This window comes from Brevibacterium sp. LE-L, from assembly GCF_050214925.1.
GTDB lineage: Bacteria > Actinomycetota > Actinomycetes > Actinomycetales > Brevibacteriaceae > Brevibacterium.
Genome location: NZ_CP189759.1, coordinates 39,961 through 53,784, shown reverse-complemented (window position 1 = coordinate 53,784; position 13,824 = coordinate 39,961). Strand labels below are relative to the sequence as shown.

At 66.0% G+C, this 13,824-nt stretch carries 11 protein-coding genes; 9 read left to right on the top strand and 2 right to left on the bottom strand.

Annotated features, from left to right (window positions below):
• Positions 1 to 190 precede the first annotated feature (190 nt).
• The 3 genes from ACQE2J_RS00250 (at position 191) to ACQE2J_RS00240 (ending at position 3,582) form a co-directional block, all read left to right on the top strand.
• Positions 191 to 1,540, top strand: coding sequence for an MFS transporter (locus tag ACQE2J_RS00250; protein WP_135537856.1), 1,350 nt, complete (start codon positions 191 to 193; stop codon positions 1,538 to 1,540).
• A gap of 67 nt (positions 1,541 to 1,607) precedes the next feature.
• On the top strand, positions 1,608 to 2,861 hold the full coding sequence (locus ACQE2J_RS00245; protein ID WP_135537593.1) for an aminopeptidase P family protein: 1,254 nt from the start codon (positions 1,608 to 1,610) through the stop codon (positions 2,859 to 2,861).
• 28 nt (positions 2,862 to 2,889) lie between these two features.
• Entirely contained in the window at positions 2,890 to 3,582 is a 693-nt protein-coding gene (locus ACQE2J_RS00240) for an IclR family transcriptional regulator (protein ID WP_135537592.1), read from the top strand.
• A 20-nt stretch (positions 3,583 to 3,602) separates the two neighbouring features.
• Here the strand turns inward: ACQE2J_RS00240 and ACQE2J_RS00235 are convergent, their stop codons facing one another.
• Both ACQE2J_RS00235 and ACQE2J_RS00230 read right to left on the bottom strand, forming a co-directional pair.
• A complete protein-coding gene (locus tag ACQE2J_RS00235; RefSeq protein WP_135537591.1) occupies positions 3,603 to 4,724 on the bottom strand; it encodes a YkvI family membrane protein in 1,122 nt (373 codons plus the stop codon).
• A gap of 168 nt (positions 4,725 to 4,892) precedes the next feature.
• Positions 4,893 to 5,555, bottom strand: a complete 663-nt coding sequence (locus ACQE2J_RS00230) for a GntR family transcriptional regulator (protein ID WP_135537590.1) — start codon at positions 5,553 to 5,555, stop codon at positions 4,893 to 4,895.
• Between the two features lie 136 nt (positions 5,556 to 5,691).
• Between ACQE2J_RS00230 and glyA the strand changes: the two genes are divergently transcribed.
• Genes glyA through ACQE2J_RS00200 form a run of 6 tightly spaced genes read left to right on the top strand, consistent with a single transcriptional unit; the run spans position 5,692 to position 13,782 of the window.
• A complete protein-coding gene (gene glyA, locus ACQE2J_RS00225; protein ID WP_135537589.1) occupies positions 5,692 to 7,071 on the top strand; it encodes a serine hydroxymethyltransferase in 1,380 nt (459 codons plus the stop codon).
• Positions 7,071 to 8,288, top strand: a complete 1,218-nt coding sequence (locus ACQE2J_RS00220; protein WP_135537588.1) for a sarcosine oxidase subunit beta family protein — start codon at positions 7,071 to 7,073, stop codon at positions 8,286 to 8,288. Before glyA ends, ACQE2J_RS00220 begins: the two co-directional genes overlap by 1 nt.
• Positions 8,289 to 8,314: 26 nt before the next feature.
• Positions 8,315 to 8,611 (top strand): sarcosine oxidase subunit delta, encoded by a 297-nt coding sequence (locus tag ACQE2J_RS00215; RefSeq protein WP_135537587.1) that lies wholly within the window; start codon positions 8,315 to 8,317, stop codon positions 8,609 to 8,611.
• Positions 8,608 to 11,583, top strand: coding sequence for a 2Fe-2S iron-sulfur cluster-binding protein (locus ACQE2J_RS00210; RefSeq protein ID WP_135537586.1), 2,976 nt, complete (start codon positions 8,608 to 8,610; stop codon positions 11,581 to 11,583). Before ACQE2J_RS00215 ends, ACQE2J_RS00210 begins: the two co-directional genes overlap by 4 nt.
• Positions 11,576 to 12,313 carry a sarcosine oxidase subunit gamma gene (locus ACQE2J_RS00205; RefSeq protein ID WP_135537585.1) on the top strand — a complete coding sequence of 246 codons (738 nt, stop codon included), beginning with the start codon at positions 11,576 to 11,578 and terminating at the stop codon, positions 12,311 to 12,313. The genes ACQE2J_RS00210 and ACQE2J_RS00205 overlap by 8 nt, the downstream gene beginning before the upstream one ends.
• A complete protein-coding gene (locus ACQE2J_RS00200; protein WP_135537584.1) occupies positions 12,313 to 13,782 on the top strand; it encodes an L-serine ammonia-lyase in 1,470 nt (489 codons plus the stop codon). Before ACQE2J_RS00205 ends, ACQE2J_RS00200 begins: the two co-directional genes overlap by 1 nt.
• Positions 13,783 to 13,824 lie beyond the last annotated feature (42 nt).

Genomic DNA, 13,824 nt, shown 5'->3' with positions numbered 1-13,824 from the left:
GAGGGCTGGGACTCACAGGCGAAAGGCCCCGTCGGACATGCGGTCCGGCGGGGCCTTTCGCATGCCTTCTGCGCATTGCCGGGAAAAATCTCTTGACCGGGGACCGGTGACGCAATAGCCTTTAATGCAACCACGTTGTAAAGAATGCAACATGGTCGAAGCGTCACCGTTCACGACGATGGAGAAGACAATGAAGTCCGACCTCGCTCCAGAGGACAATGATGCGGCGAAGACCGAAGGGTCTTCACCCGCCCAGCCCACGCTCGAACAGAAGCGCACCCTGCGGCGCGTCGTCTCCGCAAGCTTCGTCGGCAACTTCGTCGAATGGTTCGACTACGGCGTCTACGGATACTTTGCGACCACCATCGCGCTCGTCTTCTTCCCCGCTTCCGAGGGCAACCTCGCTCTGCTGTCGACCTTCGCGGTCTTCGCCGTCTCCTTCGTCGTCCGTCCCATCGGCGGTTTCATCTGGGGGCACATCGGTGACAAGATCGGGCGACGTTCGGCACTGTCGATCTCGATCCTCATCATGTCCGTCGCGACCTTCGCGATCGGGCTCCTGCCCAGCTATGCCATGGCAGGCTTCTTCGCCCCGGTTCTGCTGCTCATCGTCCGTCTCGTGCAGGGCTTCTCGGCCGCCGGCGAATATGCAGGCGCTTCGGCGTTCCTCGTCGAATACGCCCCTCCTCGCCGCCGCGGACTCTATGCGGCCGTGGTGCCTGCCAGCACCGCGACGGGGCTGCTGCTGGGCTCTGTGCTCGCGGCGGTGCTTTCGGCCACGCTCAGCGATGGCCAGCTGGAGAGCTGGGGCTGGAGACTGCCGTTCTTCCTCGCCGCGCCCATGGGGCTGATCGGCCGCTACATCCGCACTCGGCTCGAAGACACACCGGCGTTTCGCGAACTCGCACAGCAGGACGAGGTCATCAAGGCGCCCGTCTTTGCGATGTTCCGCGATTACTGGCGACCGCTCCTCATCGCGATGTGCGCGGTTCTGCTCAACGCGGTCGGGTTCTACGTCGTCCTCACCTACATGCCCACGTACCTGACAACCGAACTCGGCTACGCGGCGACCGAGTCATTCATCGCCACGACCATCGCGCTCGTGACCTACATCGGCTTCATCCTGCTCACCGGGCTGGCCTCGGACCGGTTCGGTCGCAAGCGGATGCTCACCATCGCCTCCATTGCCTTCATCGTCCTCACGGTTCCCGCCTTCATGCTTCTCGACGCCGGCAGCTTCACCGTCGTCATCCTCGTCGAGGTCGGACTCGGCGCGATGCTCACGCTCAACGACGGGACGCTTCCCAGCTTCCTTGCCGAGATGTTCCCGACGAGGATCCGATACACCGGCTTCGCGGTGAGTTTCAACGTCTCGAACGCGCTGTTCGGCGGCACTGCCCCCTTCATGGCGACACTGCTCATCGGTCTGACCGATTCGAACCTGGCCCCCGGCTGGTATCTCATGGCTGCGGCCGCCATCTGTCTCGGCGCCGTCGTCTGCGCCAAGGAGACCTTCCACAAACCCCTGCGCGAAGTCTGAACCTGCGCAGAATCACCCTCACGGTTGGACCAAGTGTGCAACCGTGCCCAAGGAACAGGAGAAATCAATGACCACTTTTGCCGACAGCACCTCCGTCGCCGACCTCGACCGCCTCAAGGTCCTCCACAACGGGGCCAAGACGCCGTTGACCTTCTCCGATGCGGAGATGGAGCGGCGGCTGACCGGCCTGCGTGCGATCATGGCGGAGAAAGAGCTCGACGCAGTAGTCCTCACCTCGTATCACAACATCAAGTACTACTCGGACTTCCTCTTCACCTACTTCGGACGGTCCTATGCGATGGTCGTCACCGCCGATGACACGGTGACCATCACTGCGAACATCGACGCCGGAATGCCGTGGCGGACGAGCTACGGCGAGAACATCGTCTACACTGACTGGCGCCGCGACAACTACTACTACGCAATCCAGGAGGGTCTGCGCCAGCGCGGCATCGGCAATCCTCGCCGACTCGGCGTCGAAGACGACAACCTGCCGTTGGACAACCGCAACCGAATCCAAGCGGCCTTCCCCGATGCCGAGCTCGTCGACGTCGCACAGGCGGCCATGCGCCAGCGGATGATCAAATCGGCCGAAGAGATCGAGGTCATCAAGCACAGTGCTCGGATCGGCGACCTCGGCGGTGAGGCGATCAAGGCCGCGATCACCGAGGGCATCAGCGAGTACGAGGTCGCTCTCATCGGCACCGAAGCGATGGTCCATGAGATCGCGAAGACCTTCCCGGACCAAGAGGTGCGAGACACCTGGGTGTGGTTCCAGTCCGGAATCAACACCGACGGCGCGCACAACTGGGCGACGACACGGAAGATCCGCAAGGGCGATATCCTCAGCCTCAACTGCTTCCCGATGCCCTCGGGCTACTACACAGCGCTGGAGAGGACGCTCTTCTACGGTGAACCCGATGAGCGATCACTTCAGCTGTGGAACGTCAACGTCGAGGTGCATAAGCGCGGCCTCGAACTCATCAAACCAGGGGCGGTGTGCAAGGACATCGCTGCCGAACTCAACGAGATCTATATCGAGCACGGGCTGCTGGCCAACCGGACGTTCGGATATGGGCATTCCTTCGGTGTGCTCAGCCACTACTACGGTCGGGAGGCCGGGCTCGAGCTGCGTGAGGACATCGACACGGTCATCGAACCGGGCATGGTCGTTTCCATGGAGCCGATGATCACCGTCCCCGAGGGGCAGCCCGGCGCCGGCGGATACCGTGAACACGACATTGTCATCGTCGGCGAGAACGAGTCCGAAGACATCACGAAGTTCCCGTTCGGGCCCGAGCACAACATCATCCCGGCCTGATCCCTCGGGGGGCGAATATACTCACACTATGTCCCGACAATCGCCCGACAATCCACGCCGTGGTGCCTCGGTCATCGAGAACACCGTCGCCATCCTGCGCTGCTTCGCACCGGATCGACAGGAGCTCGGTGTCACCGAGATCGCACCGCGCGTGGGGCTGCACAAGAGTACGGTGTCTCGCATCCTCGCATCGCTCGAGCAGGAGGGCATCGTCGAACAGGGGGCATCACGGCGATACCGGTTAGGACTCGGAATCATTGCGATCGCCGGTCCCCTGCTGGCGGACCTGGATGTGAGACGAGCGGCCTATCCCATCCTGCAGGACCTCACGCAGAGGACCGGAGAGACGAGCGCCCTCATGGTCTGGGACGGGTCCGAAGCGATCACCGTCGAACAGATTCCGAGTCCGCAGCCGGTCAAACACACCTCGACGCTGGGCTCGCGCTATCGGACCGAGCAGAGCGCATCGGTCCAGGTCTTCCTCGCCGCAGAGAGCGGCGAGGAGGCGACCTGGGACGTCGGCTTCGCACTCAACGACGCCGAGACCTCCCCGCACGAGGTCGGGGTGGCCGCGGCCGTGCGCGATCATCGCGGAGAGGTCGTTGCGGCCGTACTCATCGCGGCGCCGAAATTCCGGGCAGATACCGCCCGGATCGCAGACCTCGGTGAGGCCTGCGTGCATGCGGCAGACGCCATCACCCGACGTCTGGGAGGCGGTTGAGTCGCATCACCTCGGTGAGGTCAGTGACTGCTGCGGGCAGTGAGATGTCTGATCGTGCGGATGATCATGAGTGCGAGGAGCACGATCCCGACATAGCCGTTGATGACATAGACGATGTTGACCATCTGCGAGAACGGTAGGACCAGGCCGACGATCGTGCCGAGGGCCGCGAGGGCGATCGTGAGGTACTTGAACTTCTTCGTCTTGTCATCGAAGAACCGTGCAGAAACCGTCCACAGCAGGGGAATGGCCGTGGTGTAGATGCCGGCGAGGATCATCGCCGAGATGAGCGCGCCGACCCAGGGGCCGAGGTCGCCGGCGAGGACGAGCATCGGGATCTCCGCATCGTAGACCTGTTCGATGTTCGCCAGCAGTCCGAGGCCGACGACCATGCACGCGGCCGAGAACGCGATTCCGCCGAGGAGTGCTCCGCCGGTGGCTTCACGTTGGTTCTTCACTGTCTTGCCCAGTGCTGAGAGGAAGGCCGCGAGCCAGAGCATGCAGAAGCCGACGTATGACAGGCCCGCCAGGAACCAGTTCGACGAGGCCTGCGTGACATCGAGGCTCGGAAGGATCGCATTCCCGGTCGAGATCCCCTCCGGGTCGCGCATGATGCCGTAGACGCCCAGAGCGATCGCCACGACGACGATGACGGGTCCGATCTTTCCGATGACATCGACGAGGCTCGTCAGCCCGAACCACACCGTGAGTCCGACGGCGGCGGCCAGGGCGACACCGCCGATGTACTTCGACAGACCGTAGTACTCCTCGAAAACTGCTCCGGCGCCGGAGATCATGACCGTGAAGCTCAGGAAGACGAACAGGATCGAGAAGAAGTCGAAGAACGTGCCGAGGTACCTGCCGCAGTAGTGGTAGAAGACTCCCGAGGGTTTCTCGAACTGCTCGCGGCGGCCGGTGAGGAAGAATTCGACAGCGACGTAGGAGATGAGCACGAGGACGAGCAGGCCCGTGCCGAAGACACCCCAGAATCCGTAGGACGCGTAGTACTGGAGGATCTCCTGACCGGTCGCGAAGCCCGAGCCGATGAGGAACGCGATGATCGCCCCCGCATAGGTGATGACGCGCAGGATGCTGGTCTTCTCGGTCGTGGCCAGATGGGCGGCAGCAGAGGTGTCAGTCATGGAAGTCCTTCTTCTTTGAGGGATGGAGCGATCGCCGATCATCAGATCGACAACTGATATATCACCTGGACAAACGTTAGTGCCGCAGCTCCGATGCGTCAACGGGCGGAGAGGGTGCGACGCGGATCGATCCCCTCCGACTGGAGTCGGTTCCGCCTCGGTGAGGGCTCAGCCCAGGGTGGAGCGGACGGTCTTGTCGAACTCGCGGACGTGCTCGGCGGCACGGGCGGCAACCGATTCCTCATCGCCGTCGAGGATCGCCTCGAGCAGATCGATGTGCTCGCGGATGTGGCCGATGAGATCGGGGATCCCAGGGATGACGAGGCACCAGATGCGGGTGGCCAGATCATCGAGCCGAATGAGCGTCTCGGACAGGTGCGGATTGTCGACTGAGCTGTAGATGAGGCGATGGACCTCGAGGTCGCGTTCCATGAGCGTGCGCTGCTCGTCGGTCGAGCCGAGGGCCCTGAGGTCGGAGATCGCTGCGGTGAAGTCCTGGCGTCGCTCGGGGGTGAGGCTGCGTGCGGCCCGTCTGGCCGCGATCGGCTCGAGAGCCTCCCGCATTTCGGAGATCGTCGCCAGATCCGTGAGATCGACATTGGTCGCGAAGGTCCCCCGGCGCGGGTAGGACACGACGAGGTGGTCGCGCTCGAGTCGCTTGAGGGCCTCGCGGATGGGGGTGCGGCCGACTTCGAGTTCCGCGCTCAGTGCCGCCTCGTTGATCGGGTCGCCGGGGCCGATGTCGAGCATGATGAGCCGGTGGCGAAGGATCTCATAGGCGCGATTCGCCAGAGTCGGCGTCGGTGACGTCGCGTCGGCGGGCGTGGCCATGGGGTGACTCCTGAAGAAAGTGCTGGCGAATCTGTTGCACTGAGCGGATTCCTCTGCATAGACTACAGGAACACAGCTGATATATTAGTTGCCGATCAGACGCCGAGGTCTGATCGCCACAGATCGAAGGAGATCCATGACAGAGCAGCTCGTCTCCCGTCCTGACAGCCTCGCCGAGGCGACCCCGGAGTCCGTCTTCCCCAGTCGTGAGCCTGTCGAACTGAGCACAGCGATCGCCGAACTCGATCCCGAGATCGCGGGCTTCATCGACGCCGAACTGGCCCGGCAGCGTGAGGGGCTTGAGATGATCGCCTCGGAGAACCACACCGCCGCAGCGGTCATGGCCGCACAGGGATCGGTGCTCACGAACAAGTACGCCGAGGGCTACCCGGGACGCCGCTACTACGGCGGCTGCGAACACGTCGACGAGATCGAACGCATCGCCATCGATCGGGTCAAGGCCCTCTTCGGCGCCGAGTACGCCAACGTCCAGCCGCACTCCGGCGCCCAGGCCAACGCCGCGGTCATGCACGCCCTCATCCGTCCCGGCGACACCGTGCTCGGCCTCAACCTCGCCCACGGCGGCCACCTCACCCACGGAATGAAGATCAACTTCTCCGGTCGCCTCTACTCGATCGTCCCGTACGGCCTCGACGAAGAGACCGGACGCGTCGACATGGCCGAGGTCGAACGACTCGCCAACGAGCACGAGCCGAAGCTCATCGTCGCCGGCTGGTCGGCGTACACCCGGCAGCTCGACTTCGCCGAGTTCCGCCGCATCGCCGATGCCGTCGGCGCCTACCTCATGGTCGACATGGCCCACTTCGCCGGTCTCGTCGCCGCTGGCCTCCACCCCTCACCGGTCCCGCACGCCCACGTCGTGTCCTCGACGACGCACAAGACCCTCGGCGGTCCCCGCGGCGGCATCATCCTCACCAATGAGGCCGACATTGCGAAGAAGATCAACTCCGCTGTCTTCCCCGGCCAGCAGGGAGGACCGCTGGAACACGTCATCGCCGGCAAGGCCGTGGCCTTCGGCCTGGCTGCCACCGACACCTTCGCCGACAAGCAGAGACGGACCCTGGCCGGAGCCTCGGAACTCGCGCGCCGCCTGACCGAAGACGATGTCGCCGAGCGCGGCATCGCGGTCCTCACCGGCGGCACCGACGTCCACCTCGTCCTCGTCGATCTGAGAGAGTCCGTCCTCGACGGCGCCCAGGCCGAAGACCTGCTCGCCGCCATCGGCATCACCGTCAACCGCAATGCCGTGCCCGACGATCCCCGCCCGCCGATGGTCACCTCGGGGCTGCGGATCGGCACCCCGGCCCTGGCCAGCCGCGGCTTCGGATCCGCTGCCTTCGCCGAGGTGACCGACATCATCGCCGAAGTGCTCAAAGCCGGTGCGACCGAAGGCGGCGCGAGCCCCGAGACCATTGCCGAACTGAGCCGCCGGGTCACCCGACTCGCGAACGACCACCCGCTCTACCCCACCATCTCAGAGATCGGAGCACGCTGATGGCTGACCAGCTACCCGAGCACCCAGACTTCCTGTGGCGCAATCCGGAACCGAAGAAGTCCTATGAGGCCGTCATCGTCGGCGGGGGCGGACACGGACTGGCCACCGCGTACTACCTGGCGAAGAACCACGGCATGAGAAACATCGCGATCCTCGAACGCGGATGGCTCGCCGGGGGCAACATGGCCCGGAACACGACGATCATCCGCTCGAACTACCTGTGGGACGAATCGGCCGCGATCTACGAGAAGTCACTCAAGCTGTGGGAACAGCTGCCCGAAGAGCTCGACTACGACTTCCTCTTCTCCCAGCGCGGTGTGCTCAACCTCGCCCACACCCTCCAGGACGTCCGCGAATCCCAGAGACGGGTCAACGCCAACGTCCTCAACGGCGTCGACGCCGAATGGCTCGACCCCAAACAGGTCAAGGAAGTCTGCCCCATCATCAACATCGGCGACGACCTGCGCTACCCGGTCATGGGCGCGACCTTCCAGCCGCGCGCCGGCATCGCCAAGCACGACCACGTCGCCTGGGCCTTCGCCCGCAAATGCGATGAGATGGGCGTCGACATCATCCAGAACTGCGAAGTCACCGATATCGAGCGCATCGGCGACAAGGTCGTCGGAGTCCAGACCACCCGCGGGCCGATCGCCACCGAGAAGGTCGCCCTGTGCGTGGCCGGAGACTCCTCGGTGCTCGCCGAGATGGCCGGCATCCGCCTGCCCATCCAGTCCCACCCGCTCCAGGCCCTGGTCTCCGAGCTCTTCGAACCCGTGCACCCGACCGTCGTCATGTCCAACCACGTCCACGTCTACGTCTCCCAGGCGCACAAGGGCGAACTCGTCATGGGCGCCGGAGTCGATCAATACAACGGCTACGGCCAACGAGGCGGCTTCCACGTCATCGAGGAGCAGCTGGCCGCCGCGGTCGAACTGTTCCCGATCTTCTCCCGAGCCCATGTGCTGCGCACCTGGGGCGGAAACGTCGACGTCACCCTCGATGCTTCGCCGATCGTGTCGAAGACCGAAGTCGAAGGACTCTACGCCAACTGCGGCTGGGGCACCGGAGGCTTCAAGGGAACTCCGGCGGCAGGTCTCACCTTCGCCCACACCATCGCGAACGACGAACCCCACCCGCTCAACGCCCCCTACGCACTCGACCGCTTCGAGACCGGCCACCTCATCGACGAGCACGGCGCTGCCGCCGTGGCCCACTGAGCCGATACGAGACGGAAAGGACCGACATGCTTCTCATCGACTGCCCGAACTGCGGGCCGCGCGACGAAACCGAATTCCACTACGGCGGTCAGGCCCACGTGCCCTACCCCGCCGACCCACACGCCCTGAGCGACAGGGAGTGGGCCGAATACCTCTTCTACCGCGACAACGACCGCGGTGCCTACGCGGAGATGTGGAGCCACAGCGCAGGCTGCCGCAAATGGTTCAACGCCGTCCGCGACACCGTGACCTATGACTTCATCGCCGTCTACCCGATGGGCGATAACCGACCGACAACACTCGAAGGCGAGGCCGGACAATGACAGACCCACGCTTGACCGACACCCGGATCGCCGGAGCCCGCGGCATCGATCGCAGCCGCCCGATCTCCTTCACCGTCGACGGACAGTCCTATTCGGGCTTCGCCGGAGACACCATCGCCAGCGCCCTCATCGCCGCCGGCCGCGTCGACTGCGGCAACTCCACCTACCTGTCGCGGGCCCGCGGAATCCTCGGCGCAGGCATCGAAGAGTCGAACGCTCTGGTGCGCGTCAAGGCCCGCGTCCCCGGGGACGTCTCCGAATCGATGCTGCCGGCCACACGCGTCGCCATCACCGAGGGGCTCGAAGCCGAATACCTCGCGGGTCTGGGCATCCTCGACCCCGGCCAGGACGAGCTCGTCTACGAACACAAGCACGTCCACACCGATGTCCTCGTCGTCGGAGCGGGACCGGCAGGCCTGGCCGCGGCCCGTGAGGCAGGCAGATCCGGTGCCCGGACACTGCTGCTCGATGATGGTCCCGCCCCCGGCGGATCGCTGCTGTCGGCATCGACGCCCTCCTCGGGCAGCTCGGCCGCGGAGACCATCGACGGACAGGACCCCGTCGAGTGGATCGAGACCACCCTCGCCGGATTCGCCGAGGACGAGGAACTGAGCTGCGTGCCGAACACCACGGTCTTCGGCAGCTACGACTCGAACTATTTCGTCGCCCTCGAAGACCGCACCGTCGAGCTCGTCGGCGCCGACGGGGCCGGAGATCCGGACAGCACAGGCACCGCATCGGCCCGCCCCGGCACCCGCCAGCGCGTCTGGCACATTCGAGCCGGACAGGTCGTGCTCGCCACCGGTGCCCATGATCGTCCGATCGTCTTCGCCGACAACGACCGCCCCGGCATCATGCTCGCCACGGCGGTGCGCACCTACCTCAACCGCTACGGAGTCGCCGCCGGTGACTCGATCGCCGTGGCCACGACGAACGACTCCGCCTACGAGCTCGTCTCGGACCTGCATGCAGCCGGCATCGACATCCCCGCGGTCATCGACTCCCGGACAACCGCCTCGGCGGCGGCGAAGCGCGTGAGCGAGGAGACGGGCGTACGACTCATCCTCGGCTCCGCCGTCAGCGGCACCGCAGGTGAGGGCCCGGCGGGACGGATCAGTGCGATCACGGTCTCCGGTCTCGACGAGGACGGTGTCGCAGAGGACGATGGTGAGGACATCGCCGTCGATCTGCTCGCCGTCAGCGGCGGACACTCACCGGTCATCCACCTCCACGGCCAGCGCAAGGGCCCGATCCACTGGCGAGCCGACATCGCCGCCTTCGTCCCGACGACCCCCGTGCCGAACCAGTCCACGGCAGGAGCGATCAACGGCGACTATTCGCTCGAAGCGGCCCTCAGGCAGGGGGCCGAAGCCGGCAATGCCGCAGCCGACCGCACCGGTTTCCCCATCGAACTCAACGTTCCGGCCGCCGCGCCGATGGCCTGCGCCCCGGCCCGCCCGCTGTGGCTGGTCACCTCGGCGAAGGACGAGCACACGGCTCTGACCACGCATTTCATCGACTTCCAGCGCGATCAGACCGTCGCCGACGTCCAGCGGGCGATGAATGCGGGGATGCGCTCGGTCGAGCACATCAAGCGCTACACCTCGATCTCGACGGCGAACGACCAGGGCAAGACCTCGGCGGTCAACGCGATCGGCGCGATCGCCTCGGTGCTGGGCGAAGCCGCGGACCTCGGACAGGTCGGTCACACGACCTTCCGCGCTCCCTTCGCCCCCGTCCCGTTCGCCGCTCTGGCCGGACGTCGCAAGGGCGAGCTGTTCGACCCGGCCCGCATCACGTCGATCCACTCGTGGCATGTCGCCCACGGCGCCGAGTTCGAGGATGTCGGACAGTGGAAGCGTCCCTGGTACTACCCGAAGCCGGGTGAGGACATGGACGCGGCGGTGCTGCGCGAGGGCAAGGCCGTGCGCGAATCCGTCGGCTTCCAAGATGCCTCGACGCTCGGCAAGATCGAGATCCGCGGCACGGATGCCGGAGAGTTCCTCGGTCGGATCTACACGAATGGGTTCAAGAAGCTGAAGGTCGGCAAGGGCCGCTACGGGCTGATGTGCAAGCCCGACGGGATGATCTTCGACGACGGCGTGACCCTGCGCGTGGCCGAGGACCGCTACTACATGACGACGACGACCGGCGGGGCGGCGACCGTCCTCGAATGGCTCGAGGAATGGCACCAGACCGAGTGGCCCGAACTCGACGTCGTCTTCACCTCGGTGACCGAACAGTGGGCGACCGTCGCCGTGGCCGGCCCCCGGTCGCGTGAGGTCATCGCCAAACTCGCCCCCAACCTCGACGTGTCGAACGAGGCCTTCGAGTTCATGGGCTTCCGGGAGACGACGCTGGTAGGCGGCATTCCCGCACGGATCTGCCGGATCTCGTTCTCCGGTGAGCTCGCCTTCGAGATCAACGTCGACACGTTCTACGGACTCGCCGTCTGGGAGGCCGTCGCCGAGGCGGGGGCCGAGTTCGACATCACCCCCTACGGCACCGAGGTCATGCACGTGCTGCGCGCCGAGAAGGGCTTCATCATCGTCGGCCAGGACACCGACGGCACCGTGACCCCGGCCGACGCCGGCATGGAATGGATCGTCTCGAAGTTCAAGGACTTCATCGGCAAACGCTCCTACTCCCGTGTCGACACGGCCCGGGAGGACCGCAAGCACCTCGTGGGCGTGCTGCCCGTCGACGGAACCACGCGTCTGGCCGAGGGGGCACAGCTCATCACCTCGGCCACGCCGGTGACGCCGGACGAGGGACCCGTGCCGATGATCGGCCACGTCACCTCCTCCTACATCTCGCCCAGCCTCGACCGTCCCTTCGGACTCGCCCTCGTCGAGAACGGCCGCAACCGCGAAGGCGAGATCGTGAAATCCCCGTTCGGCGACACCCTCGTCGACGTCGAGATCACCTCGCCCGTCTTCTACGACCCGGAAGGAAACCGCCGCGATGGCTGACACCACCTATTCCACCGACACCGCCCGCACTGCTCAGGGGAGTGCTGCCCAAACGGTTCGCGACCGCACCGATGCCGGTTCGCTCGAGGACCTGCGCATCTCCCCGGCGGCTCACCTGGCCGACGAGATGGCTCAGGCATCGGCCGCTGGGGGCCGAGCCGTGGCCCTGCGCGAACTGCCGTTCGCCGTCCAGCTCGGTGCCCGAGCCGAACCCGACTCAGCCTCGGGGCGAGTGCTCGAAGACGCCTTCGGTCTGCCGCTGCCCCGCCGGGTCGGCGAGGTCACCGGCGACAGTGCAGGGCTGCACATCCTGTGGCTGAGCCCCGACGAATTCCTCGCCGTCGACGTCTCCCGCCGGCAGCAGCCGGGGGAGACCCTCGTCGCCGAGGCGGGCCTCGAAGGGCTACCCGGACAGGCCGTCGACCTCTCGGCCAACCGCACGATCCTCGAACTCTCCGGTGGGAGAGCTCGCGAGGTGCTCGAGAAGAGCTGTCGCGCCGACCTCCACCCGCGCGCCTTCGGAATCGGCACCGCGATCGTCACCCAGCTGGGCCCCGTGCCGGTCATCCTCCACCACTCCTCGGAGGAGGCCTACCGTGTTTACCCGCGCGCGAGCTTCGCCGACTACCTGGTCCGCTGGCTGCTCGACGGCATGGCGGAGTTCCTCGGCGACGGTGCCGACGGTGCGACCGGCGCCGACCGCGGCGTGACAGCGGAGAGGACCGGCTGATGGCGCTCGGGGTCCTCGACCTGTTCTCCATCGGCATCGGCCCCTCCTCCTCGCACACGGTGGGGCCGATGCGAGCGGCGGTGCGCTTCGTCCGGGAACTCGAGGCCGCAGGGCTGCTCGGCCGCGTCGAAGCGATCCGGGTCGGACTCTACGGCTCGCTCGGAGCGACGGGAATCGGACACGGTTCGGATTCCGCCGTGCTCGCGGGACTGAGCGGATTGGAACCCGAGACCCTCGACCCGGATTCGGTGGGACCGCTGGTCGCCGAGGTGCGTGAGAAGGGCACGCTCCACCTCGGCGGGCGAATGTCCGTGCCCTTCGACGCACAGACCGACCTCACCCTGCACCTGCGCGAATCGCTGCCCGGCCATCCCAACGGGATGCGGATCAGCGCCGAGGTCGACGGTGGGCTCATCGAGCGCGAGTACTACTCGGTGGGCGGGGGATTCGTCGTCACCGCTGAGGAGCTCGCCGCGGAGAAGGAGGCCGCCGAGGCGATTGACACAGTCGGGGACGATCGGGACGGGCATGGTCGGGACGGGGACACCATCGAGTTCTCCACGGCCGATGAGCTTGTCGCACAGTGCCGTGCGCACCAGCTGAGCATCGCCGAGCTGATGGCGGTCAACGAACGTCAGCGCCAGGACGACGAGCTGCTGCGCAAACAGCTGCTCGACATCTGGGCGGTGATGCGCGAATGCGTGCACAACGGGTGCACACGCACGGAGACGACCCTGCCCGGCGGTCTCAAAGTGGGGCGGCGGGCCCCGCAGCTGCGATCGACGCTTGAGGCCGCCGAATACCGTGCCTCGGGTTCCCTCGATGCCCTCGAATGGGTGAATCTCTATGCCCTGGCCGTCAATGAGGAGAACGCCTCGGGCGGGCGCATCGTCACCGCCCCGACGAACGGGGCGGCGGGCATCATCCCCGCGGTGCTCCACTACATGGACCGGTTCGTCATCGGGGACGGGCCGGGTGGCGAGGGCGCCGTCGATGACGACGCCCCCGGTGATCCCGGCGCGGCGAGCGACGACGCGGTCGTCGAGTTCCTGCTCACGGCTGGGGCGATCGGGATCCTGTTCAAACGCAATGCCTCGATCTCCGGCGCCGAGGTGGGCTGTCAGGGGGAGGTCGGGTCGGCCTGTGCGATGGCTGCCGCGGGCCTGTGCGCCGTGCTCGGCGGGACGCCGGAGCAGGTGGAGAACGCCGCCGAGATCGGTCTCGAGCACAACCTCGGACTCACGTGCGATCCGGTCGGCGGAACCGTGCAGGTCCCCTGCATCGAGCGCAATGCCATCGCCTCGGTGAAGGCGATCAACGCCGCGAGGCTCGCCATGCACGGCGACGGCTCGCATCGAGTGAGCCTCGACCAGGCGATCGAAACCATGCGGCAGACTGGAGCCGATATGAAATCCAAGTACAAGGAGACATCGCGCGGTGGCCTCGCCGTCAACGTCGTCGAATGCTGAGCGGCCGCGATCCAGCCGAACCCCGACTGCAGAAGGAAAGAG

Bases quoted from the DNA above. Each gene is read 5' to 3' on its own strand.
- ACQE2J_RS00250 (WP_135537856.1), top strand. From the start codon at position 191: ATGAAGTCCGACCTCGCTCCAGAGGACAATGATGCGGCGAAGACCGAA.
- ACQE2J_RS00245 (WP_135537593.1), top strand. From the start codon at position 1,608: ATGACCACTTTTGCCGACAGCACCTCCGTCGCCGACCTCGACCGCCTC.
- ACQE2J_RS00240 (WP_135537592.1), top strand. From the start codon at position 2,890: ATGTCCCGACAATCGCCCGACAATCCACGCCGTGGTGCCTCGGTCATC.
- ACQE2J_RS00235 (WP_135537591.1), bottom strand. From the start codon at position 4,724: ATGACTGACACCTCTGCTGCCGCCCATCTGGCCACGACCGAGAAGACC.
- ACQE2J_RS00230 (WP_135537590.1), bottom strand. From the start codon at position 5,555: ATGGCCACGCCCGCCGACGCGACGTCACCGACGCCGACTCTGGCGAAT.
- glyA (WP_135537589.1), top strand. From the start codon at position 5,692: ATGACAGAGCAGCTCGTCTCCCGTCCTGACAGCCTCGCCGAGGCGACC.
- ACQE2J_RS00220 (WP_135537588.1), top strand. From the start codon at position 7,071: ATGGCTGACCAGCTACCCGAGCACCCAGACTTCCTGTGGCGCAATCCG.
- ACQE2J_RS00215 (WP_135537587.1), top strand. From the start codon at position 8,315: ATGCTTCTCATCGACTGCCCGAACTGCGGGCCGCGCGACGAAACCGAA.
- ACQE2J_RS00210 (WP_135537586.1), top strand. From the start codon at position 8,608: ATGACAGACCCACGCTTGACCGACACCCGGATCGCCGGAGCCCGCGGC.
- ACQE2J_RS00205 (WP_135537585.1), top strand. From the start codon at position 11,576: ATGGCTGACACCACCTATTCCACCGACACCGCCCGCACTGCTCAGGGG.
- ACQE2J_RS00200 (WP_135537584.1), top strand. From the start codon at position 12,313: ATGGCGCTCGGGGTCCTCGACCTGTTCTCCATCGGCATCGGCCCCTCC.